Annotated in this window: 25 protein-coding genes and 1 pseudogene; 18 read left to right on the top strand and 8 right to left on the bottom strand. The window is 71.2% G+C overall.

The genetic code is table 11. The features are described 5' to 3' along the window. Positions 1-32: 32 nt before the first annotated feature. Positions 33-818: pseudogene (locus DJ73_RS07895) on the bottom strand (HpcH/HpaI aldolase/citrate lyase family protein); the annotation flags it as partial. Between the two features lie 155 nt (positions 819-973). On the opposite strand from DJ73_RS07895, the gene DJ73_RS07890 reads away from it, so the two are divergent. Further along, on the top strand, positions 974-1267 hold the full coding sequence (locus DJ73_RS07890) for a hypothetical protein (protein WP_217900380.1): 294 nt from the start codon (positions 974-976) through the stop codon (positions 1265-1267). Positions 1268-1370: 103 nt separating this feature from the next. Continuing rightward, positions 1371-1526: an AbrB/MazE/SpoVT family DNA-binding domain-containing protein gene (locus DJ73_RS19710; protein WP_141211999.1), complete on the top strand. Its 156-nt coding sequence runs from the start codon at positions 1371-1373 to the stop codon at positions 1524-1526. A 93-nt stretch (positions 1527-1619) separates the two neighbouring features. On the opposite strand, the gene DJ73_RS07885 is transcribed toward DJ73_RS19710, so the two are convergent. Both DJ73_RS07885 and DJ73_RS07880 read right to left on the bottom strand, forming a co-directional pair. After that, positions 1620-2297: an NTP transferase domain-containing protein gene (locus tag DJ73_RS07885; RefSeq protein WP_094557721.1), complete on the bottom strand. Its 678-nt coding sequence runs from the start codon at positions 2295-2297 to the stop codon at positions 1620-1622. Next, complete coding sequence (locus DJ73_RS07880; RefSeq protein ID WP_094557720.1) at positions 2294-3604, bottom strand: molybdopterin molybdotransferase MoeA; 1311 nt, start codon at positions 3602-3604, stop codon at positions 2294-2296. The genes DJ73_RS07885 and DJ73_RS07880 overlap by 4 nt, the downstream gene beginning before the upstream one ends. Before the next feature lie 189 nt (positions 3605-3793). Between DJ73_RS07880 and DJ73_RS07875 the strand changes: the two genes are divergently transcribed. From DJ73_RS07875 to DJ73_RS07835, 9 genes are all read left to right on the top strand, one after another. After that, a complete protein-coding gene (locus DJ73_RS07875; RefSeq protein WP_094524240.1) occupies positions 3794-4390 on the top strand; it encodes a CoxG family protein in 597 nt (198 codons plus the stop codon). Then, on the top strand, positions 4387-5280 hold the full coding sequence (locus tag DJ73_RS07870) for a xanthine dehydrogenase family protein subunit M (RefSeq protein ID WP_094524193.1): 894 nt from the start codon (positions 4387-4389) through the stop codon (positions 5278-5280). The genes DJ73_RS07875 and DJ73_RS07870 overlap by 4 nt, the downstream gene beginning before the upstream one ends. Next, positions 5277-6038: a (2Fe-2S)-binding protein gene (locus DJ73_RS21200; protein WP_094524194.1), complete on the top strand. Its 762-nt coding sequence runs from the start codon at positions 5277-5279 to the stop codon at positions 6036-6038. Before DJ73_RS07870 ends, DJ73_RS21200 begins: the two co-directional genes overlap by 4 nt. Further along, entirely contained in the window at positions 6035-8530 is a 2496-nt protein-coding gene (locus tag DJ73_RS07860) for an aerobic carbon-monoxide dehydrogenase large subunit (RefSeq protein WP_094557719.1), read from the top strand. The genes DJ73_RS21200 and DJ73_RS07860 overlap by 4 nt, the downstream gene beginning before the upstream one ends. 114 nt (positions 8531-8644) lie before the next feature. Further along, positions 8645-9865 (top strand): XdhC family protein, encoded by a 1221-nt coding sequence (locus tag DJ73_RS07855; protein WP_094557718.1) that lies wholly within the window; start codon positions 8645-8647, stop codon positions 9863-9865. Further along, positions 9862-10851, top strand: a complete 990-nt coding sequence (locus DJ73_RS07850) for a MoxR family ATPase (protein WP_094557717.1) — start codon at positions 9862-9864, stop codon at positions 10849-10851. Before DJ73_RS07855 ends, DJ73_RS07850 begins: the two co-directional genes overlap by 4 nt. Before the next feature lie 2 nt (positions 10852-10853). Beyond that, positions 10854-12284 carry a VWA domain-containing protein gene (locus tag DJ73_RS07845; RefSeq protein WP_094557716.1) on the top strand — a complete coding sequence of 477 codons (1431 nt, stop codon included), beginning with the start codon at positions 10854-10856 and terminating at the stop codon, positions 12282-12284. After that, the gene (locus tag DJ73_RS07840) at positions 12281-13171 is read left to right on the top strand and encodes a Rossmann-like domain-containing protein (protein ID WP_094557715.1); all 891 of its coding nucleotides are present in this window, start codon (positions 12281-12283) and stop codon (positions 13169-13171) included. Before DJ73_RS07845 ends, DJ73_RS07840 begins: the two co-directional genes overlap by 4 nt. Positions 13172-13177: 6 nt before the next feature. Then, positions 13178-14416 carry an XdhC family protein gene (locus tag DJ73_RS07835; RefSeq protein ID WP_094557714.1) on the top strand — a complete coding sequence of 413 codons (1239 nt, stop codon included), beginning with the start codon at positions 13178-13180 and terminating at the stop codon, positions 14414-14416. 24 nt (positions 14417-14440) lie between these two features. Here the strand turns inward: DJ73_RS07835 and DJ73_RS07830 are convergent, their stop codons facing one another. Then, positions 14441-14854, bottom strand: a complete 414-nt coding sequence (locus tag DJ73_RS07830; protein ID WP_094557713.1) for a Rieske (2Fe-2S) protein — start codon at positions 14852-14854, stop codon at positions 14441-14443. A 95-nt stretch (positions 14855-14949) separates the two neighbouring features. On the opposite strand from DJ73_RS07830, the gene DJ73_RS07825 reads away from it, so the two are divergent. Then, positions 14950-15894: an alpha/beta hydrolase gene (locus DJ73_RS07825; protein ID WP_094557712.1), complete on the top strand. Its 945-nt coding sequence runs from the start codon at positions 14950-14952 to the stop codon at positions 15892-15894. Positions 15895-15985: 91 nt separating this feature from the next. Here DJ73_RS07825 and DJ73_RS07820 read toward each other — a convergent pair whose 3' ends face one another. Beyond that, entirely contained in the window at positions 15986-16357 is a 372-nt protein-coding gene (locus DJ73_RS07820; RefSeq protein WP_094524204.1) for a winged helix-turn-helix domain-containing protein, read from the bottom strand. Positions 16358-16497: 140 nt separating this feature from the next. Here DJ73_RS07820 and DJ73_RS07815 point away from each other — a divergent pair, with 140 nt between their 5' ends. Then, positions 16498-17001 (top strand): GbsR/MarR family transcriptional regulator, encoded by a 504-nt coding sequence (locus DJ73_RS07815; RefSeq protein ID WP_094557711.1) that lies wholly within the window; start codon positions 16498-16500, stop codon positions 16999-17001. A gap of 108 nt (positions 17002-17109) precedes the next feature. Here the strand turns inward: DJ73_RS07815 and DJ73_RS07810 are convergent, their stop codons facing one another. After that, entirely contained in the window at positions 17110-17661 is a 552-nt protein-coding gene (locus tag DJ73_RS07810; protein WP_094524206.1) for a hypothetical protein, read from the bottom strand. Positions 17662-17821: 160 nt separating this feature from the next. Between DJ73_RS07810 and DJ73_RS07805 the strand changes: the two genes are divergently transcribed. Next, positions 17822-18274: a hypothetical protein gene (locus DJ73_RS07805; protein WP_094524207.1), complete on the top strand. Its 453-nt coding sequence runs from the start codon at positions 17822-17824 to the stop codon at positions 18272-18274. A gap of 18 nt (positions 18275-18292) precedes the next feature. On the opposite strand, the gene DJ73_RS07800 is transcribed toward DJ73_RS07805, so the two are convergent. Next, positions 18293-18523: a hypothetical protein gene (locus DJ73_RS07800; RefSeq protein ID WP_094524208.1), complete on the bottom strand. Its 231-nt coding sequence runs from the start codon at positions 18521-18523 to the stop codon at positions 18293-18295. A gap of 143 nt (positions 18524-18666) precedes the next feature. Next, the gene (locus DJ73_RS07795) at positions 18667-19101 is read right to left on the bottom strand and encodes a universal stress protein (protein WP_094524209.1); all 435 of its coding nucleotides are present in this window, start codon (positions 19099-19101) and stop codon (positions 18667-18669) included. A gap of 171 nt (positions 19102-19272) precedes the next feature. Between DJ73_RS07795 and DJ73_RS07790 the strand changes: the two genes are divergently transcribed. The 4 genes from DJ73_RS07790 to DJ73_RS07775 all read left to right on the top strand — a co-directional run bounded on the left by DJ73_RS07790 (position 19273) and on the right by DJ73_RS07775 (position 24072). Continuing rightward, positions 19273-19710 carry a hypothetical protein gene (locus DJ73_RS07790; protein WP_094524210.1) on the top strand — a complete coding sequence of 146 codons (438 nt, stop codon included), beginning with the start codon at positions 19273-19275 and terminating at the stop codon, positions 19708-19710. Between the two features lie 92 nt (positions 19711-19802). Then, the gene (locus tag DJ73_RS07785; RefSeq protein ID WP_094557710.1) at positions 19803-20801 is read left to right on the top strand and encodes a hypothetical protein; all 999 of its coding nucleotides are present in this window, start codon (positions 19803-19805) and stop codon (positions 20799-20801) included. 128 nt (positions 20802-20929) lie between these two features. Next, entirely contained in the window at positions 20930-22168 is a 1239-nt protein-coding gene (locus DJ73_RS07780; RefSeq protein ID WP_094557709.1) for a PLP-dependent aminotransferase family protein, read from the top strand. A gap of 275 nt (positions 22169-22443) precedes the next feature. Next, positions 22444-24072, top strand: coding sequence for a Na+/H+ antiporter NhaC family protein (locus DJ73_RS07775; RefSeq protein ID WP_094557708.1), 1629 nt, complete (start codon positions 22444-22446; stop codon positions 24070-24072). The last annotated feature ends 5 nt before the right edge of the window (positions 24073-24077 follow it).

Below are 24077 nucleotides of genomic sequence, written 5' to 3'. Positions count from 1 at the left end.
CCTGTCGTAGGCCGCCCGGGTCGCGCCCACCGGTCGGTCTCGTAGCCGTCGAGCCAGCCCGTCACGGCTCCCTTGAGCGCTCCGGTCGTACTCCCGAGATTCAGCAGCTGGTAGCCGTTCGCCGCCTTCTCGTCGACGTCGTCCGCGTCGAACCCGAGCCCGCCGAGGGGCACGTCCGCGGCGACGGCCTTCGACCGGACCGTCTCGACAGCCTCCCGGACCTCCGGATGGCCGATCTCGCCGGGGTGGCCGAGCGAGACCGACAGGTCGAACGGCCCGACGAAGACGAAGCCAAGCTCCGGGACCGCGAGGATGTCGTCGAGGTTCGCGACGGCCGCCTCGGTCTCGATCGTCGCGCCGACGAGCGTCTCCGCGTCCTCGGTCGCGATGTAGCCGTCGGCGAGCCCCCAGCGGCGGGCCCGCGGCGAGCCCAGCCCGCGGTCCCCCGGCTCGCCGCCGTACTCGAACCGCGCCGACTTGACCGCCGCCCGCACCTCCTCCGGACCCTCGACGCGCGGGAGGAACACGTTCCGCACGCCTGGGTCGAGCGCCTTCCGGACGAGGGCCGGGTCGGTGCTCGGGAGCCGCACGAGCAGCTCCGTGTCGGTCGCCTCGGCCGCGCGGAGCAGGTCCTCGATCCGGCCCGCGTCCCACGGGTCGGGGCCGCCGTGTTCGAGGTCCAGTCAGACGACGTCGAGGCCGAGGTCGCCGTCGAGCTCCACGAGCCGCGGGCTGTACGCGTTCTCGAGCGCGGCGAGCGCGACGTCGCCCTCGTCGAAGGCGGTCGCCAGATCGTTTGTCGACGGTGAGTCCGTCATCGCCCGTCGGTTCGCCTCGATTCGGCATACGTCTACCGACCGGGACGACTCCCGAACCGCGCCCGCCGCGGCCGCGCCGTCCGATTGATTCTATCGCTCAGGTGAGTAATTTTATAATGGCCCCTGATGTGTAGTACTGTATCGTGTGCCGGGAGATGAAGCGCGAGCCGGCGTGGGTATCGGCGATCCGGTTGGCGATGTTAGAGGGGCGCGTCACCGTCGACGCCGTGATCGAGGAGGCGAACCTGATCGAGGGGCGCGAGCGCACCGTCAGCGACGTGTTGGAGACGATGTGCGAGCGCGACCTGCTCGCCGCCGTCGACGGCGGCGCGGCCGCCGATACCGACTTCTACGTCCCGGGACCCGTGCTGATCGAATCGGACCGGTTCGATCTGGACTTCGACCGGGCCTCCGAGGGGGGCGCCCACCGCTGGAACTCCGCCGTCTGACCGCCGAGCGCGTTCCGGAGGCCGCCGGCCGACCTCCGCGCGTCGCCGCTACGCGCTACCGTAGCGTAAACTATGTCCCTGCTACGCCGTAAGGTGGAGATCGATGGGTAACCTCACGGACACCAAAGTGTCGGAAAAGAACCTGACGACGGTCCCGAAGCCCGTTCGAAACTTCCTCGACGTCGGCGCCGGCGACCGCGTCGAGTGGCACGTCGAGGACGGGAACATCGTGGTCAGGAAATCGACGCCCGAGGAGTAGACGCCGGCCGGTCGAACCGCGCTCGGAACCCGGGCGAGTCGCGGCCGTCGCCCGTCCCTCGGTCGGTCGATCAGCCGCCTCCCGCTCGGTCGATCAGCCGTCCCCCGAACCGCCCTCCGGGAGGTCGGTCGGCCGGTCCACGTCTCGGCGGACCCCCGGGTCGTCGACGGCGACGAGCGCGCTCGCGTCGTCCGCGAGCAGGATCTCGCGGCCCCCCACGTCCCCGTCGACGTCGGCGAGCCGGTCGAAGAACCGCCGGTCGAACAGCACGGGGTTCCCCCGGTCCCACTCGTGGGCGGCCGCGAGGGCGTCGCCGGCGCCCGCGGCGTGCGCCGCGACGAGCGTCTCGACGGTCTCCGGGTCGACGAACGGCATGTCGCCGAGCGCGATGACCGCGGCGTCGACGTCCGCCCCTCCTGCGGTGCCGTCTTCTCCCTCCAGAACCGCGTCGATCCCGGCTCGGACCGAGGTCGACTGGCCCGCCTCGTACGCGTCGTTGTCGACGGTTTCCACGGGGAGATCGGCGACGGCCGCCCGGACTCGACCGGCCTCGTGACCGACGACGACGACCACCGGGTCCAGCCCGGCGTCGACCAGCGTCCGAGCGGCGCGTCGGACCACCGGCTCGCCGTCGACGGTCGCGAGGAGCTTGTTGGCGTCGCCGAAGCGGCTGCTCGTCCCCGCGGCGAGCAGCACGCCGGCGACTCGGGCCCGAGCGGTGCCCTCCCCCTCGAACGGCGGCGTCGCGAGCGGGAGCCCCTCGTCGGTCATCGCTCGACGACGGGGTACGGGACGACGTCGACCGCCTCGCCGGCCGACAGCGCCGACTCGGTGAGCACGAACCCGTCGGCGCGCGTCGCCCGCGTGCTCGACGAGAGCACGCTCGGGTCGAACGTCTCGTCGTAGACGGCGAGCGGCGAGTCGACGTGGCCGAGCGGCGTCGCCTCGCCCCCGTCGAGCGTCACCGGGACGGCGTAGGTGAACCCCGGGACGGAGATGCCGACGTCGCTCGTCACCGCGGCGTCGACGGTCGGGAGCGCGGTGTTCCCGGTGAAGAAGGGGCGCGCGACCAGCGAGGTCACGGCGTGCGCGCCGACCGGCTTGCCGGGGATCGCGAAGACGACGGCGTCGCGGTCGTCGAGCGTCGCGACCGCGATCGGCTTGCCCGGTCGCAGCGCGACCCGGTGGAAGCGCACGGTGCCGAGTTCGCGGAGCGCCCGGACGACGTAATCCTTGTCGCCGACGCTCGTGCCCCCGGTCGTCATCACGACGTCGTGGCCGGCGGCGAGCCCGGCGATCCGGTCCCTGACGCGCTCGTACTCGTCGGGGACGGTGCCCTCGTACGTCGCCTCCGCGCCCCACCCGCGGACGAGCCCCGCGAGCATCGGCGAGTCGAGGTCCGCGTGGCGCCCCTCGTGGATCTCCGTGCCTGTCGCCAGCAGGCCGACCGAGAGCCGCTCGACGACCGGGACCTCGTCGATCCCGAGGTCGCCGAGCAGGATCGCGTCCTTCGCGCCGAGCCGCTCGCCGGCCGCGAACAGCCGCTCGCCGGCCGCGACGTTGCTGCCGCGCTCGTAGACGTACGTGCCGGGCTCGGTCGGCGAGCCGTCGAGCCGGCCGTCCTCCACGGTCGCCTGCTCCTGCTTGAGGACGGCGTCGGCCCCGGCGGGAAGCGGCGCGCCCGTGAAGATACGGACGGCCTCGCCGTCGCCGAGCGCGGACGGGTCGGACTCCGGGAACACCTCCCGGTCGACCAGCTCGTACGGGTACCCCTCGGTCGCGTCGAAGGCGTAGCCGTCCATCGTGGCGTGGCTCCGGGCCGGCACGTCGTCGGGGGCGTCGACGGGCTCCGCGAGGGTGCGACCGGAGACCCGATCGAGCGAGACCGACTCGACGTCCCACCGGTCGAGCCACTCCTCGCGGAGGTCGCGGACGCGCTCCGCGGCGGCTCTCAGCGGGGTGATCTCGCCGTGACCGTGGCCGTCGTCCCCGTCGCCCCCGTCGTCGACACGCCCGTCTCCGTCGCCCTCGTCGTCGACACGCCCGTCGCCGTCAGGTTCGTCGTCGGTACCGTTCATCCGCTTCCTCCGCGTCGTTCGCGGTCGATATCGGCGCATCCGGGCGATCCTTCATGGTCAATAAGGTTTATTATGATGGTACAGAGTATCATTGCCGTGGTAATAGTATGCTCATAGTAGGGGGGTATAAAAGATGACGGTGACGGACGGTCGAACGACGGCGGAAGCGGCGACCGGGGGGTGTCGCTGATGGAGTTCGACGGCGAGTTCGAGCTCGACGGCGTCCCGCCGGAGAAGGCGTGGGTCGTCCTCTCGGACCCGGTCGCGGTGCGCGACTCGCTGAAGGGGTGTAAGTACATCACCCCGATGGACGACTCGTTCGAGTGGGACTCCTACGAGGCGGAGGCGGACGTCCCGACGCTGCCGGAGGCGGAGGCCGACGACGTCGCCGCCCGGGCGTTCCGGGCCGGGCAGGACTACGCGGCGCTGATGCAGGTCGGCGTCGGCAGCGTGAAGCCGAAGTTCGAGACGACGGTGACGATCGAGGACCGCGACGAGGAGACCTTCGAGATGACGGCCACCGGCTCCGGCTCCGCGAGCGGGAGCAGCTTCAGCATGAACTCCGGGATGCACATCCATCCGCAAGAGGACGGCGACGGCTCCCAAATCGAGTGGTGGACCGAGGCCGACATCTCCGGTCGGATCGCGCAGCTCGGCGGCCGCGTCATCAACCCGGTCGCCAACAAGATCGTGAACAACTTCTTCACCTCGATCGAGTCGCAGATGACCGACGTCGAGGAGACGGACTCGGGGGTCACGGACAAGATCCGGGGGATGTTCGGATGAAGTCCGCACCGTTCGAGCACCACGAACCCGAGACGGTCGACGAGGCGGTCAGCCTGTTGGAGAGCCTCGACGACCCGACGATCCTCGCCGGCGGACAGAGCCTCGTACCGATGCTGCGGTTCCGGCTCGCGAACCCCGACGTGGTCGTCGACATCAACGGCATCGACTCGCTCGACTACCTCCGCGAGGAGGACGGCTCCCTCCGGCTCGGCGCGCTCGCGCGCCACGCCGACGTCGAGGACTCGGACCTGATCGACGAGAAGTACGGCAGCTTCGCCGACGCCGCGCCGCTGGTCGCCGACCCGCAGATCCGGAACCGCGGCACGGTCGTCGGCTCCGTCGCGCAGGCCGACCCGAAGGGCGACTGGGGGAGCATCCTCCTCGCCCACGAGGGCGAGGTGATCGCCACCGGTCCGGACGGAGACCGGGCGATCCCGGCGGACGAGTTCTTCCTGCTCCCGTACGACACGACGCTCGGCGAGCAGGAGCTGATCACCGAGATCCGCGTCCCCGAGCCCGGGCCGAACGAGGGGAGCGCGTACCACAAGCTGAAGCGAAAGACCGGCGACTACGCGATGGCGGGCGTCGGCGTCCGGCTCGTCTTCGACGACGACGGCGTCATCGAGTCGGCCGGGATCGGAATGACCGCCGTCGACATCACGAACGCGCGGGCGACGGACGCCGAGGAGCACCTCGAAGGCGAGCGGCCCAGCCCCGACCTGTTCGCGACGGCGGGAGAACTGGCCGCCGAGCAGTCGAATCCGGAGTCTGACGAACACGGCGGCGCCGACTACAAGGAGCGGATGGTCGACGTCCTCACCCAGCGCGCGCTGGGCGACGCCGCCGAGCGCGCTGGCACGGTGACGGTCGAACGGAGGGTCACACAGTGACTGACGAACGCGAGATCACGCTGACGGTCAACGGCACCGAGCACACGGTCGAGGTCGAGCCGCGGCGCCTGCTCGTCCACGCGATCCGAGAGGACCTGGACATGACGGGCACGCACATCGGCTGTGACACGGGCAACTGCGGCGCCTGCACCGTGCTGAAGGACGGCGAGCCGATCAAGTCCTGTCTGATGTTCGCCGCGCAGGCCGACGGGGCGGAGATCCTCACCGTCGAGGGGATGGAGGACCTCCCCGAGGCCGACGACATCCACCCGCTCCAGGAGGGGTTCCGGGAGGAGCACGGCCTGCAGTGCGGCTACTGCACCCCGGGGATGCTGATGGCGGGCAAGGCGCTGCTCGACGAGCATCCGGACCCGGACGAGGAGACGATCCGCGACGCGATCAGCGGCAACCTCTGTCGCTGTACCGGCTACCAGAACATCGTCCGCTCGATAGAGTACGCGGCCGCGGAGCTGGAGAACCGGGCCGCCGCCGACGGCGGCGCGGTCGCGGTCGACGGCGCGACGGACGGGGGGCCCGCGGCGTCGCCCGAGGGCGGCCACGCGGCCCCCGAGTTCGGCGGCGACGCGGACACGTTCTGCGGCCGCGAGGACTGCTGCGGCGGCCCCGACGAGGCGGACCCGTTCGACCGCGACGCGCTCCTCGATGACGCGGACGACGCGGACGGCACTGGCGACGCGGACGTCACGGGCGACGCCGACGCGGGCGCCGATGCGACCGACCGAGGTGACACCAAATGAGTAGCGAACCAGACACGCCGGACGCGGAAACGGAGTATCAGCACGACGAGGACGGCGGACCCGACCCGGAGAAACACTGCGGCCACGGCCGCGGCGGCATGGGCGAGGAGGTGACGCGCAAGGAGGACAAGCGCTTCATCACCGGCCGCGGCAACTACGTCGACGACATCAAGAAGCCGGGCATGCTCCACTGCGAGATCGTCCGGAGCCCACACGCCCACGCCCGGATCGAGGAGATCGACGGCTCCCGCGCCGAGGCGATGGACGACGTCGTCGCCGTGCTGACGGCCGAGGACTTACTGGAGCACGACCTCGCGACGATGCCGACGCTGATGGACGACACGCAGGACGTGCTCGTCAACGACAAGGTGAAGTTCCAGTCGCAGGAGGTCGCGGCCGTCATCGCGAAGGACCGCTACGCGGCGAAGGACGGGGCCGAGAAGGTCGAGGTCGACTACGACGTGCTCGACCCCGTCGTCGACGCCGAGGAGGCGCTCGAAGCGGACGCGCCGCTGGTCCGCGACGAGCTCGACGACCAGGAGGACAACCACATCTTCGACTGGGACACGGGCGACGAGGAGGCCACCGACGAGGTGTTCGACCAGGCCGACGTCACCGTCGAGGAGGACATGCTGTACCAGCGGCTTCACCCCGCGCCGATCGAGACGTGCGGCGCGGTCGCCGACTGGGACCCCGGGATGGACAAGATGACCGTCCACATGACGTCGCAGGCGCCCCACGCCCACCGCACCCTGTTCTCGCAGGTGTCGGGGATCCCGGAGCATAAGGTCCGGATCGTGAGCCCCGACGTCGGCGGCGGGTTCGGCAACAAGGTACCGATCTACCCGGGGTACGTCGTCGCCGCGGCGGCGTCGTACGTCCTCGAACAGCCGGTGAAGTGGATCGAAGAGCGCTCCGAGAACATCCAGACGACCGGGTTCGCCCGCGACTACGACATGACCGGCGAGCTCGCCGCCACCGAGGACGGCGTCATCGAGGGCGTCAAGGTCGACGTGCTCGCCAACCACGGCGCGTACAACGCGGCGGCCCAGCCGTCGAAGTTCCCGGCCGGCTTCTTCAACATCTTCACCGGCTCGTACGATATCGAGGCCGCGTACGGGTCGCTGACGGCCGCGTTCACCAACACCGCGCCCGGCGGCGTCGCCTACCGGTGCTCGTTCCGCGTCACGGAGGCGGTGTACCTCATCGAGCGCATGGTGAAGGTGCTCGCCGACGAGCTCGACCTGGACCCGGCGGAGATACGCCGGCGGAACTTCATCCCCTCGGACGCGTTCCCGTACGAGTCGGCGACGGGCTGGAACTACGACTCCGGGAACTACGAGAAGGCGCTCGACAAGGCCCTGGAGATGGCCGACTACGAGCACTACCGCGAGGAGCAGCAGCGACGGATCGACGAGGACGCGGACAAGCTCATCGGCATCGGCATCTCCTCGTTCACGGAGGTCGTCGGCGCCGGGCCCGGCAAGCAGTGCGACATCGCCGGCATCGAGATGTTCGACTCCGCGGACCTGCGCGTGAACCCGACCGGCAACGCCGTGTTGCGGGTCGGCGTCCAAACGCAGGGTCAGGGCCACGAGACCACCTTCGCGCAGATCGTCGCCGAGGAGCTCGGGATGGACGTGGACTCGATTACGGTCGAGCACGGCGACACCGACACCGAGCCGTACGGGCTCGGGACGTACGGCTCGCGGTCGACGCCCGTCGCGGGCGCGGCCGCCGCCGTCGCCGCGCGCAAGGTGCGCGACAAGGCGAAGTCGATCGCCGCCAACGAGCTGGAGGCCGCCGAGGAGGACATCGAGTGGGACCGCGAGTCCGGCGAGTTCCACGTCGCCGGCGCGCCCGACCGCTCGATCACCATCACGGAGATCGCGGCCGGCGCCTACATGAACCACCCCGGCGACGAGGAGCCCGGGCTGGAGGCCGTGAACTACTACGACCCGCCGGAGATGACGTACCCGTTCGGCTCGTACATCGTCGTCGTCGAGGTCGACCGCGAGACCGGCGAGGTCGACTTCGAGAAGTTCGTCGCGGTCGACGACTGCGGGAACCGCATCAACCCGATGATCATCGAGGGGCAGATCCACGGCGGACTCGCGCAGGGGATCGGCACCGCGATGTTAGAGAAGGTCACCTACGACGACAACGGCAACGTCACCGGCGGCGACTTCATGAACTACCTGCTGCCGACGGCCAACGAGATCCCGAACTTCGAGACGGGACACACCGTCACGCCGTCGCCGCACCACCCGATCGGCGCGAAGGGCGTCGGCGAGTCGCCCACGGTCGGGTCGCCGCCGGCGATCGTCAACGCCGTCGTCGACGCGATGAGCCACGCCGGCGTCTCCCACGTGGAGATGCCGATGACGCCGGACGTCGTCTGGGAGACGCTCGACGGGGCGGGACTGGCCCACCAGCCCGCCCACAACGTCGAGTTCGACCTCGGCGACGGCGCCGAACCGGCCGACGACTGAGCCGCACGCAGCCAGCCGCGCGTCGCCCTCGGTCGCGCCGGCCCACCGACCGGCCGCGACGGCCGCCCGTTCGGCCGACTCGCCCGGGGGCGGCGGGACCGCTTCCACCAACTGATGACACACGACGAGACCGAACACGACGAGACCGAGCACGGCGAGGCCGACGAGCCCGCGATCGACGGGGGCGAGCGGCCCGAACGCGACGAACCGAGCGGGACCGCGACGGGGACCGACGACGGCGACGTCTCCGACCTGGAGGCGGCGCTCGCCGAGCGCGGCGAGCCGTACGCGCGGGCGACGATCGTCCGGCGCGAGCCGCCGGTGTCGGCCAACGTCGGCGACCGCGCGGTCGTCACCGCCGACGGCGAGATCCACGGGTGGGTCGGCGGCGCGGCCTGCGCGCAGTCGATCGTGGCGACGCAGGGCGCGGCGGCGATCGAGGAGGGGAGCCCCCGGCTCGTCGGGATCGCGCCCGACCCCGACACCGTCGACCGACCCGGGCTCGACGCCTTCCCGATGACGTGTCACAGCGAGGGCGTGCTGGAGCTGTTCATCGAGCCCGTGACGCCGACGACCGAACTCGTCGCAGTCGGCGACTCGCCGGTGACCCGGTCGCTCGCGCGGCTGGCCGACGAGCTCGCCGTCGACGTGACGCTCGTCGTCGCCGACGCCGACGCCGACCGCGACGTGCCGGCGTCGACGCGGGTGCTCGACACGGTCGACCACGAGGCGATCGCCGACGCCGTCGGCCCCGGGCCGCTCGTCGTCGTCGCCTCGATGGGCGAGTACGACGCGCGCGGCGTCGCCGCCGGGATCCTCGCGGACGCGCCCTACGTCGGTCTCGTCGCCAGCGACGAGCGGGCGGCCGAGGTGACCGAGCGCGCCGCGGGGCTGCTCGACAGCGACGTGGGCGACGTCGTCGCGGCGGTGACGAACCCCGCCGGCGTCGACGTGGCGGCCTACACCCCGGCGGCGATCGCGGCGAGCCTGCTCGCCGAGGTCGTCGGCGAGCGGTCGAAGGCGAGCTCGGTGCGGGCAGGCGGGGCGCGCGGCACGGGCGGCGCTGTCGGCACGGGCGATACCGCTGCAGTCGATTCGGCTGACGACGACGGAAGTGACGACGCGACCGCCGAGGCGGATGACGGAAGCGACGACAGGACCGCCGCGGCCGACGACGCGACCGCGATCGACCCGGTCTGCGGCATGACCGTCGACCCGGCGACGGCGGACGCCTCGGTCGAGCACGACGGCGAGACGTACCACTTCTGCTGTCACGGCTGCGCCGACTCGTTCGCGAACGACCCGGCGTCGTACCTCGAGGGGGCAGAGGCGTGAGCGGGGAGCTCGACGCGGGCCCCTTCGACTCGCTCACCGAGGAGGAACTGCGCGAGCGCTTCGAGGCGACCGACTACGTCGCCGACGACCGCACTGTGACGACGGTCGATCTGGCGCTCCGCTTGGGGCGCCCGCTCCTCGTCGAGGGGCCGCCCGGAAGCGGGAAGACGGAGCTCGGCAAGACGCTCGCGGAGGGGTTCGACACGGAGCTGATCCGCCTCCAGTGTTACGAGGGGCTCACCGCCGAGAACGCCCTCTACGAGTGGAACTACACCAAACAGCTGCTCGCCGTGCAGGCCGACGAGGGCACGGTCGCCGGCGGCGCCGCGACGAACGGCGACGCCGGAGCGGTGTCCGCCCCCGACCGGGAGTCCGATTCCGGCTCGGTGTTCGGCGAGGAGTACCTCCTCGAACGCCCCCTGTTGCGCGCGCTCCGCAGTTCGGAGGGGCGCCCGCCGGTGCTGCTGATCGACGAGATCGACCGCGCGGACGAGGAGTTCGAGGCGTTCCTCCTGGAGCTGCTCTCGGACTTCCAGGTGTCGATCCCGGAGTACGGAACCGTGAGCGCGTCGACGCCGCCGATCGTGATCCTCACGTCGAACCGGACGCGGGGGCTGAGCGACGCGCTGAAGCGGCGGTGCCTCTACCTGCACGTCGAGCCGCCGTCGTTCGAGACGGAGTACGAGATCGTCCGCCGGAAGGTGCCCGCGCTCGACGCCGCGGTCGCCGCCGAGGTGTGCTCGGTGGTCGAGCGCCTGCGCGAGGAGTCGTTCCTCAAGCGCCCGGGCGTCGCCGAGACGCTGGACTGGGCGCGCGCGGTCGCCGCGCTGCGCCACGACGACGCCGACGAGCCGCTCGCGCCGGACGAGATCGAGCGGACGATCGGCTGCCTGCTGAAGGAGGCGGAGGACGTCGGTCGCGTCGACGCGGAACTGCTCGAACGGCTCCACGACGCCGCGAGCGCGGCGGCCGAGCGGACCGAGTGACCATGGCGCGCTCCGACGGCACCGCGACGGAGACGCCCGACTTCCCGGCGGCGAGGGAGCACCTGCTCACGGAGCTGATCCGGTTCGTCGCCGTGCTTCGGCGCGACGGCGTCGCCGTGCCGGCCTCCGGCGCCCTCGACGCCGCCCGCGCGATCGCGGCGGTCGGCCTGACAGACGAGCGTCGGGTCGAGGCGGCGCTGCGAGCGAGCCTGCTCTCCGAGACCGCCGACGGCGACCCCTTCGCCGAGGCGTTCCCGACGTTCTGGCACCGCCTCCGGAGCGGCCTCGACCGGATCGCCACCGCCCACGACGGCCCGTCGCCGGAGTCCGAGGAGGGGGACGACGGCGAGGACCGAACGGGGGACGAGGCGGGGCCGACCGCCGGCTCCGACGCCGACGACGCGGAGGAGCCCGGCCTGCTCGACGGCGCGGAGCCGCCGGAGATGGACGCCGACGGCGACGGCGACCCCACCGTCCGGATCCCGACCGACCGCCGCCACGCCGCCGGCGATCGGCCGACCGGGGAGCCGCGCGAGGAGACGGACGGGCGCCGGTACAGCGCGGTCGGCGAGAGCGCGCTCGTCGAGGCGGACGTGCCGGCGCCGTCGAGCGCGGACCGCGCGGCCGCGGAGCGGTTCGTCGACGCGCTCTCGTCGCTGCCCGGGCGGCGCCGCCGGCGCTCCCCGACCGGACCGAACGTCGACGCGCGCGGCGCGCTGCGGGCGAGCCTGCAGACCGGCGGCGCGCCGATCGACCTCCCGCGCGACGCGCCGACGCCGAGCGAACTGCGGTGCTGTCTGCTGGTCGACGTCAGCGGGTCGGTGCTCGACACGATCGACCGGAGCGCGCTGCTCGGGCTCGGTGAGCGGGTCGCGGCGAGCGCCCGCGACGCCCGCGTCTTCCTCTTCGACACCGACCTCGCGGAGGCGACGGCGGCGTTCGCGGACCCGGGCGGCGAGCCGGCCGAGGCGCTCCGCGCCGCGCAGATCGAGTGGGGCGGCGGCACCAAGATCGGGGGCGCGTTCGACGCGCTGCGGCGGACCGCGCCGCACGCCGTCGACCGGCGGACGGTCGTCGTCGTCGTGAGCGACGGGCTCGACGTCGGCGACCCCGACCTGCTCACGGACGGGATCACGTGGCTCGCGGACCGCGCCGAGGGCGTCGTCTGGCTCAACCCGCTCGCCGTCTCCCCGTCGTTCGAGCCGGCGTCCCGCGGGATGAGCGACGCGGCCCCGTACGTCGACGGACTGTTCGGCTTCGCCGAGGGCGCGGACCTCGCGGAGGCCGCCCGCCAGATCGAGCGGCGCGGGCTCGGCGGCCCGGTCGGCTACGAGCACGACCCGCGTCGGACCGGCGGCGCGCCCGGAGGCGGACGCGGTCGCACCGACGACGAGGCCCGGACCGGCGACGCCGGCGAGGAGGGCGTCGTATGACGCGCCGAAGCCAGGGAGCCGACGGGACCGCCGGCGTCGGCGCCGACGGCACCGACGCCGACGAGGAGTGGCCCGGTCCGGTCCTCCGGGCGACGCGCGACGCGCTCCGCGACCGCGGCGCGCTCTCGGGGGGTCGCCTCGACCGCGTCACGGTCGGCGACTCGGCCGTGCTGGTGGAGCTCACGGAGCGAGACGGGGGATACCGGCGGCCCCCGGCCGGACTCGCGCACCTCCCAGAGGGATCCGCGCCGACGGTCCCGGACGACGTCGAGGGACTGCTGGCGCCGGTCCGAGCGGGGGAGACGGCGACCGGCGCCGCGACCGTGGCCCTCGGCGACCGCGCGCTCGCGGTGGCGACGCTGAACGCCTGCGCGGCGCCGCTGCTCGACTGGCGGGACGGCGACCCGATGGCGCTGCTTGACCCCTCGGTCGAGACGGTCGTCACGGTCGGTCTGTTCCGGCCGGCGTTCCGGAAGTTCGACGGCGTGGAGGTCCGCGCGATCGAGCGCGAGCCCGTCGACTCGGATGCGGTGTCGACCCCCGCGGGCGTGTCGCTGCGGTCGTTCGCCCCGGCGGAGACGGCGGGCGCGATGGAGGGGGCGGACGTGGTGTTCGTCACCGGCTCGACGCTCGTGTACGGCGGGACCGAGCGGTACCTGGAGGCGGCCCCGGGCTCGGCGACCGTCGTCGTGGTCGGCGCGACCGCCTCGTCGCTTCCGAGTCCGCTGTTCGAGCGCGGCGTCGACGTCGTCGCCGGCGCGGCGGTGGACGACCCCGCTCGGACGCGGGGCGCGGTGGCGGGCGGCGCCTGCGGCACGGACCTGCACGACCGCGGCGTTCGGAAGGTGTACGCGGCGCGCGACGCGCCGGCGACCATCGACCTGTGACCTGACATGACAGCAAGCAACTGGAGCGTACCGGAGACCGAAGTGGTACAGCGCGTTCGCGACCGACTCGACGCCGACGGCACCGACGTGCTCGCGACGATCGTCGACGTCGAGGGGAACGCCTACCGTCGCCCGGGGGCGAAGATGCTCCTCGACGACGACGGCTCGGGCGTCGGCTCGATCACGGCGGGCTGTATCGAGGACGACCTGCTCGCCGCCGCCGAGGCGGTCCGAGAGACCGGTCGCCCCGACCGGGTCACGTACGACCTGATGGAGGACGAGGACGACGTCTGGGGGCTCGGCGTCGGCTGTAACGGCGTGATCGACGTCCTCTTGGAACCGTTGACGGAGACGTACCGGCCGGCCGTCGAGGCGTTCGGCGCCGGCCGCGACGTCGCGGTGCTCACGGTGCTCTCCGCCGGCGGCGAGGGGGGCGAGGGGGGCGACGGCGGCGCGGGAGCCGGCGGCGACGGTGCGCACGCCGACCGAGACCGCCTCGGCGAGCGCGCCTACTACCGGCCCGACGAGGACCGGCTGACGCTCCCCGACGGGTCGCCCGCCGACGGGTGGCCGGTCGAGGCGCTCGCGGGGCCGGCGGCGGACCTCGCCGCGCGCGGCGCCGCCGACGTCGTCGCGGTCGAGGACGAGACGGGCGCGACGGTGGAGGTGTTCGTCGACGGGCTCGCGGCCCCGGACGACCTCGTGGTCTTCGGGACCGGCCACGACGTGGGGCCGGTGGTCGAACTCGGCGAGCGGAACGACTTCCGCGTCACCGTCGTCGGCTTCCGCGGCGGGGTCGACCTCGACGCGCGGTTCCCCGACGCCCACCGGACCGTGACGACGTCGCCGGCGGGGCTCGGCGACGCGCTCGACCTCGACGACCGGACGCACGCGGTCGTGATGACGCACAACTTCGTCGACGACCGGATCGCGGTGGAGGAGCTGCTCCGGTCGCAGGCGCCGTACGTCGGCCTGATGGGCCCGCGGGAGCGGTTCGAGGAGATGCTGGAGGCGTACGACGACGAGGGGACGACGTTCGGCGAGTCGGAGCTCGCGTCGCTGTACACGCCCGTCGGGCTCGACCTCGGCGGCGGAACGCCGTACCAGATCGCCCACAGCATCGTCGGAGAGGTCCTCGCGGTCAGCAACGACCGGACCCCGCGGCACCTGCGCGAGCGCGAGGGGCACATCCACGACCGCGTCGACGTCGAGACGCGCTCGGAGCCGGAGCCGCCGAGTCGGTAGATTCGCCCGGCGAGAGACCGACTCTCAGAGCGAGAGGTGCGAGGTCGACCCGGGATCGTCGTCGTCGGTCCCGCCCTCGTGCCGGAACGAGTAGTCGCCGTCGGTCAGGTAGACGGCGCCGTCCTCGACGGCGACCTCGACGCCGCGGAGCGCCGTGCCGGCCGCCGGGCCGTTGTCGCACTCGCCGGAGCAGGCGTCGAACAGCGAGCCGTGGCGCGGGCAGATCACCTCGCCGTCTCGAATCGGCACGCCGTCGCCCGTGTCGAACCGCTGGCTCTCGTGCGGGCAGGTGTTGATCCACGCCCGGACGCCGGGATCCTCGTCGCACGGGACGAGCACGATCTCCCGGTCGTTCGTGAACGGATCCGCAGCCGTGAATCGGTATGACCCCCGCTCGGTGACGGCCTCGACGTCGGTGAGCTTCGTCCCGTCCGGCATCGGCCGAGTCCACGATTTCCCGGGTGAAAAGCGTCGCGGCGAACTCGCGGTCGCGCTCCACCAAGACTTAGCCCCCGGTCGTCACACGTTCGGCCATGCACGCCGACGAGATCGACCCGCAAGCGAAGGCGGCCGTCGAGCGTCAGGAGCGGTTGCCGCTGCCGCACAGCAGGTGGGGGCTGAAGCTCGCCCGGCTCCTCACCCGGCCGGTGATGCGGATCCGGAACCGGAACCCCCCGCCGGTCGGGCGGACGGTCGACGGGACGGTCCCCGGCCCCGACGGCGCGCTCGACGCGCGGCTCTACCTCCCGGACGCCGAGGGGCCGTTCCCGACGGTCGTCTTCTTCCACGGCGGCGGGTTCGTGCTCGGGAGCGTCGCCACCCACGACTGGCTCTGTCGGGGGCTCACGCGGGAGAGCCGCTGCGCCGTCCTCTCGGTCGGCTACCGGCTCGCTCCCGAACACCCGTTCCCCGCGGCGGTCGCGGACGCGTACGCCGCCGTCGAGTGGGCCGCGGACAACCCGGACTCGCTCGCCGGGACCGGGGAGGTGGCGGTCGCCGGCGACTCGGCCGGTGGGGCGCTCGCCGCGGTCGCCGCGCTCATGGCGGCCGAGCGCGACGGCCCCGAGATCACGTACCAGGCGCCGTTGTACCCGAGCGTCGGCGTCCGGCCCGGACAGCCGTCGCTCCGGGAGCACGCCGGGACCGTCCTCGACGAGGCCGACATCGAGTGGTTTTCCGACTGCTACTACGACGACGAGATTCACCGGCGGAACCCGTACGCCGACCCGACGAACGCCGGTGACCTCGGCGACGTCGCGCCCGCGACGGTGGTCACGGCGGGGTTCGACCCCCTCCGCGACGGCGGCCGGGCGTACGCCGAGCAACTGGTCCGGGACGGCGTCCCGACGCGGTACGAGAACTACGAGGCGATGGTCCACGGCTTCATGACGCTCCGCGAGGTCGACCGCGCCGAGGAGGCGATCGCGACCGTCGCCGACGACCTCGCCGGCGCGTTCGAGCGCGGCGCCAATCGATAGCGACCCGCGGGCGTCCGGCCGGTCGTCCGAGCGACGCTCGCCCGTCGAGAAGACGAAACGCGGCTGACCGATCGGGACGGCTCCGGACCGTTCAGGGTCGGTCGCGCTTTGTCGGCGAACGGTCGGCGGGCGCGTCGAAGCGCACGACGATCCGCTCGACGGTGGGCGCGTAGACGGTCATCTCTTTTCCCTTCTCGGAGTACCACGTGTTGACCGGCGCGATCAGGTCGGCGTCGCAGAGCCGATTGAGGTGGTAGGTGACGTTCTGGAGCGACGCGTCGACGTCGGCGGCGACGTCGGAGGCCGTGCCGGGACCGTCCGCGAGCGCGGCGAGGATCCGCTGAGCGGTGTCACACGAGAGGACGCGCAGCGCGTCGGTCGGCTCGTCGCGCCCGAGCACGACGTCCGTCTGTTCTCGGGGGGCGTGGTCGACTGTCGGTCGGTGTGGTAACGCGCTTGCCATGAGGTCTGGAGGGCGAACAACGGTTCTGTTTGTTCGGTTCGAGTCGAACAAGCGAATCAAACAGTTTAATACTTACGGAATGCCTACCTCTGGTATGGCTGTTCGACACGTTCATGCGTCGGAGCGACGAGGTCGCCCGTATGAGTGAGAACGCCGAGGCCGCCCGCGAGCGCGTCATCGAATCGCTCGAGCAGTCGGCCGAGGTGTACGGGCTGAGCCGCAGCGCCGGCCGGATATACGGCGTTCTCTACTTCGCGGACGCCCCGCTGTCGATCCCCGAGCTCGTCGACCGGACCGGGTACGCGAAGTCGACCGTCAGCAACGTCACTCGGACGCTCACGCGCGTGGGCCTGATCCACCGTCGGTCGTCCGACGGCGGCGGGCGGCGGGTTCGGTTCGCCGCCGAGCGCGAGATCTGGTACATCCTGCAGGACGTGTTCCAACAGTACGTGCAACGAGAGCTCCAGACCACCCACCGGACGATCAGACGCGCGGAACGCGGGCTGGACGACGGAGAGGGCGTCGAGGCCGAGCGGATCCGCGAGCTCCGAGAGACGTACGAGGACCTCCAAGAGATCGTCGAACTCGCGTCGGAGCTCTCTGCCGCGGAGCTGCGCGACGCCCTGGACTCGTACGAGGGGTAGCGCTCACCGAGCCGTCGGGGGCGCGAGCGAGCCCGTCCGCCGATCGAAGCCTCTTCTCCTCCCTACCGATCGAAGCCTCTTCCCCTCCTGCTTACCGACCGAAGCCTCCTACCAGTACACCGTGTACGTACACGCGTCGCCGCCCTCGCGTCGGCAGTCCGGCCCGGTCTCCTCGATGAACACGAACGCGTCGACCGGCGCGTGTTCCTTCGCCACGCCGCGGATCAGCCCGCGGTCGAACGGGCACGGATACGGCGTGTGACACGTCACTTCGCCGGCCCGGTCGTCCGTCCGCTCGAAGCGGTACTCGCCTATCTCTCCGCCGCGATGGTTCCGCCGGTACGCCTCGTCGATACCGCGAAGCCCGCCCGCGACGGTCGCGGACTCGCTCGGCCAGTCCGCGACGTCGGGAAGCTGCTCGCCGAGGCGGTCGAGGACGTGCGGCTGGAGGTCCGTCGCGATGGTCTCGAAGGCGTCTAGCCACGCCTGCTGCGGGTACCACTCGTCGGGAGAGGGGTCCCGGATCCCCTCCTCCGCGAGCGCCGCGAGCGCCCGTTCGCGGTACGCGTCGGAGAACCGTCCCATCCCCTCCTCGACGATAGAAAGGACAGTTCGACCGTTCACTTCCACGTCGCGGTCGAACGGCTCGTACGGTGTCATGATAACTGTCTAACGAATTCGGAGTGATAAACCCAGCACATCGGACGACCGGGCGGCCGACGCCGGGCCGCGGCACGGCGTTCGAGGTGACCCTCGCCCGCGGACATGTTTCAGATTATATGACAAAAACATAATACGGGTGGGGGCGCCTCGTGGACGCATGGTGAAGAGCACGGTCCGGTTTCCCGAGTCGGTGGTCGGCGAGATCGAGTCGCTGGTCGAGAGCGGCCAGTTCGAGAGCAAGTCCGAGTTCTACCGTTTTTCGACCGACAACGTGCTGAATCAGGTGCTCGACGACTACGAACCAGAGACCATCGACTACGAGCAGATCAGGGAGGAGGTGATGCCGCAGGCGGAGCGCGAGCTGGGCGCCGACGCCGACGCGGATCACCCGCCGTTCTTCGAGTCGGTCGCGTTCGTCAGGAAGTTGGCCCTCCGCGGGAACGTCAGCGACGCCGAGGACTTCATCGACCACCAGTACGTCCCGGGCGACCGGCACGCGGTCCTCCTCGAGGAACTGCTCCGGCTGTACCGAGACGAGACGGCCCCCGCTCCGCGACAGGCCCCCCCGGACCGCGAGCCGCGCGCCGCGCCGGAGGAGCGACAGCACTGACCGGGAATCGCCGCCGCCTCACCGGTTCAACCGCCATCGGATCGCCGCGGCCGCGACCAGCACCGTCGCGAACGTGACGCCCCCGGATATCAGCGCCCCGCGGGCCCCCGTCGTTCCCGTGGTGATGACGCTCACCGACGCCCCGCCGCCCGCGACGGCGGCGCCGCCGGCCACCCCGCCGAATCCGATACAACAGAGGCTCAACAGCCCAACGAGCGACAGCGACCCCAAGAGGCCGTCGTCGCTCACGGCTCGCTCACCCGCCGTCCGACCGCGTCGAACGCGGCCGAGGGCGACGCGTCGGTCGCAGTCGATGCGAACGCGATCACGGTCGCTCTCGTCGGCCCGCGTGTGAATAGCTGACGGGATCGGGCGCGGGGCGCGCCGGACCGCTACCTCGACGCGGGGACGGAGACGACCGTCGTCGACGCGTCGCGGAGGACGCGCTCGGTAGTGCTGCCGAGCAGGTCCCCCGCGGCGTCGCGGGCGCCGCGGGTCCCCATGACGATCGCGTCGGCGCCGATCTCGTCCGCGTACGCGACGATCTCCCGCGACGGGACGCCCTCCCCGATCGCGGTCTCGCAGTCCATCCCCGCCGCCGTCGCCTCGGACTCGATCCGCTCGACGGCCGCCTCGAGACGGACCCGCTGCTCCGGGTCGTCGTCGTCGAACGCGCCCGGCTTCCCGGACCGCTCGTAGGTCGGGAGGTCCTCCAGCACGCCGAGGACGTGGACCGTCCCGTCGGGCGCCGTGATCTCGACCGCGTCCTCTACGGCCGCGAACGCGGCGTCGCTACCACCGGTCGGGATCAGGGTCGTGCCGTACATGCGGTCGGTGGTACGGGCGCGTTTCTGAAGAGGATTACCGTCGGGCGGGATCCGCTCTCGACCGTCGCCGCGATCGCGGCCAGGATCTCTTCCGGCGAACTCGCCGCGAACGGGCCGTTGAACGCTCAGTAAGATACTTTAGCGTTCGGAGCTTAACCGTTACCAAGTGTCATGGAGGCCGTGGACGACGTGTCGGATCGGATCCGATCCGACGGCGACTCGGAGGGGCGTCACGCGTATCGGACGGACCGGGCCGCCCGCGAGGGCGGTCGGTTCCTCGGCGAGGTCGACGACGAGCGCTTCCGCGAGGTGCTCGCGCGCCACCCCGAGGCGTGCGAGGCGTTCAGGATGATATCCGGGGCCGGATACCGGGACCCGGCGGAGGCGATGGGCACCTACTCCGCGGCGGAACACGCCGGGCGGGTCAGGACCGACGTCGAGTCGATCGCGGCGGTCCTGAGCGACGCGGACCACACCTGCGTCGTCAGGCTCGACACCGCCGACCCGCAGCTCGCGACGGTTCGGAACGGGGTCGAGCGGGCGCAGATCGAGTTCGACACCGCGCGGGTCCGCTGGGTCCCGCCGGACGCGGGAGAGCCCGGCGGCTGACTCGACGGTCGGATCGCGCGTCCGACCACCGTGACTACAGTCGCTGTTTGGGTAACGGACAGCCCTTTGCGAGCGGTGGCCCGTCTCTCCGTATGGACGACACTCCGATCTCTCGGCGTCGGTTCGCCGCGAGCGGGATCGCCGCCGCGGCGGTCGCCGCCGCGGGCTGTCTCGGCGGGACGTCCGGTGACGGCGAACCGGGATCGAACGGCGCGGACGGCGACCGCGTGCTCAGGCTGTCGCTCTCGGGACTCGGCGACGCCCTCCGTGACAGGTACGTCACCGATCCCGAGGAGGCCGATCCGAACTGGGCGGACGGGGCCTTCGAGGCCGTCAGGAACGGAACGACGCTGACGACGCAGTACCGGAAACCGTTCTTCTCGGACGCGGACGATCCGACGTACGCCCGACACGACGGGACGTACTACTGGCTCGACTCGGTCGTCGTCGACGAGGTCGCCGTCTCGCGTCCCGTGCTCAGACTGTTCGAGCCCGCGGAGACGAGCGACGGAGCCGCCGAGCCGAAGAGCGCTGATGCGCTTCCGGCGATCGACCGGCGGGCCGTCGAGATCGCGCACCACGCGGCGCGGGCGCGGGGGAACGAGAGCGGGATGCCGGTGGGGCTGGTCCGGCGCGGCGGTTACGTGTACCGCCGGGACGACGCCGCGGCGGAGAGCGACCTGCTCGCGGCGGACGGCCCCGACCGCGTCACCGTTCGCGACACGGAGTATGTCGTCGAGATCACCGAGGAGGAGTTCCACGAGCCGGTGTACCGAGCGACCGGTGAACGGGTGGCCGACACGCCGGAGCGGATGGAGGCGATACTCCGCGCCGAGTTCGTCGGCGCCCGGATCTCCCGCGACGGCCTCTCCGCCGACGCGAGAGACCTCCTGCTGGAGGCCGAGGCCGACGAGTACCGCGAGTCGCACCCGTACTCGGAGGCGTACCGGGAGGTGCTCCGAGCGCTCCACGAGCGACCGTACATCGACGGGAACGTCCGGAAGGACGCCGGGGTGGACTCGAACCGGGCCGACCTGTGCCGGTACGACGACGTGTACTACGACTACCAACTCCGGTTCGTCTCCCTCTGACCGTCGATCGGCCGGTTCGATTCGTCGTTCTGATCGTATCGGCCGTTATTTCGGAGTTATCCGATCTTTCTTTTGCCGTTCTGCGCCAGACTTATGATATCGTGGGCGATGTCGTATCATAACTGACGATGACACAACAGGATCCGTCGGACGGGATCGAACACCTCTTCGCCGATACCGTTCGCGACACGATGGGAAGCGCCGTGTACGGCGACTGGCGATCGATCCATAACGCGGACGCGGTGCCGCTCGCCTTCGGGTTCCCGTACCCGGAGTCGTTCCCGAACGAGGAGCTGGCCGCCGCCACCGATTCGCTGCTGTCGAGCGAGCCGGAGCGCGCGCTCCAGTACGGCGGCGGCGACCACGCCGACGGACTCCGCGACCTCGTCGTCGACCGGGCGCGGGACCGCGGCATCGACTGCGCCGCGGAGACGGTCCACGTCACGAACGGTGCGACGCGGGCGATCGACACGGTCTGTCGGACGTTCCTCGAACCGGGCGACGAGGTCGTCGTCGAGGCGCCGACGTTCATGGGCGCGCTGGGCATCTTCCGGAACCACGGCGCGGCGGTGACCGGCGTGACCGTGGACGAGGAGGGGCTCGACGTCGACGCGCTCGCGGACGACCTCGTCTCGCGCGCGCAGTGCGGCGCGGCCCAGCCGAAGCTCGTCTACACGATCCCCGACTTCCAGAACCCCACCGGGGTCACGATGGCGACGGACCGACGCGAGCGGCTCCTCGACCTCGCCGAGCGGTACGACTTCGTCGTGCTCGAGGACGACCCGTACGGCCGGCTGCGGTACGAGGGCTCCGAGCGACCGCCCCTCAAGGCCCTCGACGTCGACGACCGCGTGGTCCGTGTAAACACCGTCTCGAAGACGATCGCGCCCGGGGTCCGAACGGGATGGATCGTGGCCGACGAGACGACGACGGCGCAGTTCGATCGGATCGACGCTGGCGGCGAGCCGAGCTTCACCCGCGGGCTGATCGATCGCTACTGCACGGACGGGCGGCTCGACCGAGCCGTCGCTCGGCTGTGCGAGGGGTACGAGCGGCGACGGGACCGGATGCTCGCGAGCCTCGAAACGCACATGCCGCCGAGCGCGACGTGGAGCGAGCCGAGCGGCGGGTTCTTCGTCTGGGTCGAGTTCCCGGAGGGGACCGACGCCGAGGCGATGCTGCCCGACGCCATCGACGCCGGTGTCACATATCTCCCCGGGACGTTCTTCTACCCCGACGACGGCGGCCGGCGATTCGCTCGCCTCTCCTTCAGTTACGCGTCGCCGTCAGCAATCGACGACGGTATCGAGTCGCTGGCCCGGACCGTCCGCGACCGCGTCCCGGTGACCGGCGGGAAGAACGGGTAGACCGGCGGCGCCCAGCGAGTCGGACGCGGACCAGCGAACTGGTCGCTGTCTAGTGGGGATCGCCACCGAGCGACGAGCCGCATCACCGACCGCGAGACGCCGCTTAATATTGTATTAATAACTGGTAGTGTTGGTCACGCCCCCATGCAACAGCCTTATTATACACAAACAGCCAGTGCGGTCCGAGATGGTATCAGATTACTCCAACGATTCCGGAGTAAACTCGACGAGTATCGGGTTTCAATCCAGTATCGGTTCCGTTTGTGAGGTGAGTCATGACGGTTGAGACCTACGGGGCGATATCGCTGTTCCCGCCCCTGTTCGCGATCGTGCTCGCGATGGTCACCCGGAAGCCGGTCCTCTCGCTGTTCCTCGGCATCTGGTCGGGCGCGGTGATTTTCACCGCGAACGTCGGCGTGGTGCAGTCGCTCGACTGGGTGGTCTCCTCGATCGGGGAGAGCACGTTCAACGCGAAGATCATGCTGATCGTGCTGTTCCTCGGCGCCGGCGTCGCGCTCATCTGGCGGCTCGGCGGGGCCTCCGCGATCGCGAACGCCGCGACCTCGCGGCTCGACTCACAGCGGAAGGTCGGGCTCGCGACGTGGGTCTTCGGCATGCTGTGGTTCTTCGGCGACTACTCGAACACGGCGATCGTCGGCACGACGATGCGGGAGATGGCCGACGAGCTGCGCATGTCCCGCGAGAAGCTCGCGTACATCATCGACTCGACGGCCGCGCCGGTCGCGACGTTCGGGATCTCCAGTTGGGTCGTCTACCAGCTGAGCATGATCCGGGAGGGGTACTCGGCGGCGGGCATCTCGCCCGAATCGGAAGCGGTGCCCGGCGCGTTCGCGCTGTTCATCCAGAGCGTCCCGTTCAACGTCTACTGCATCCTCGCGGTGGCGATGGTCGGGATCATCGTGCTCAGCCAGCGCGACTTCGGCGAGATGCTCACGGCCGAGACCCGCTCGTGGACGGAGGGGAAGCTGCTCCGCGACAACGCGGTTCCCATGCAGAGCGCGGAGGACAGCCTCGGCGACCTCCTGACCGACTCGCCGCAGCTTCGGTTCTTCCTGGTCCCGGTCGGGGCGCTCATCACGGTCGTCATCGGCGGGGCCTTCTTCACCGGACTCTCGGCGTCCGACCCCGGCGCCTCGACGCTCGACGTCGTCGGGAACGCGCAGTTCGTCGACGCGCTGCTCTGGGGGACGTTCACGATGGTCTCGGTCGCGATCGCGCTCGGCGTGGGCAGCGGCGTCGCCTCGCCCGACGAGGCGATGGAAACGGTCATCGACGGGTTCGGTATGATGCTGACCGCGCTGTCCATCCTCGTGATGGCGTGGACGATCGGGACGGTCACGACCGCGCTCGGGACCGGCGTGTACGTCACCAACGTCGCCGAGGCGTTCGTCACTCCGACCCTGCTCCCCCTCGTCGTGCTGTTCGCGGCCGCGGTCGTCGCGTTCTCCACCGGCACGTCGTGGGGCACGATGGCGATCGTGACGCCGATCGCGATCCCGCTGGCGTACAGCGTCGGCGGCGGCACCGCGGCGCTGTTGCCGGTGGCCGTCGGAACGATCTTCAGCGGGGCGATCTTCGGCGACCACTGCTCGCCCATCTCCGACACCACAATCCTGGCGTCGACGTTCACGGGATCGGACCACATCGACCACGTCCGGACGCAGATGTACTACGCGGTGACCGTCCTCGGCGTCTCAGCGCTGCTCCTGCTGACGTGGGGCGTCACCGGGATCACGCCGGTGATCCTGCTGCCGGTCGGCGCGGCCCTGCTGTACGGGATCGTCTACGTCCTCTCCGAGCTGGACGCCGGCCGGAAGGACGTCCTCGCGAAGCCGGTCGAGTCCGCACAGCAGACGCCGGCGTCGGCCCCGTCCGACGACTGACTCGT

The organism is Halorubrum sp. Ea1 (genome assembly GCF_002252965.1).
Taxonomy (GTDB): Archaea; Halobacteriota; Halobacteria; order Halobacteriales; family Haloferacaceae; genus Halorubrum.
Note: the sequence above shows the minus strand (reverse complement) of the source record. Positions and strands in the feature narration are given on the sequence as shown.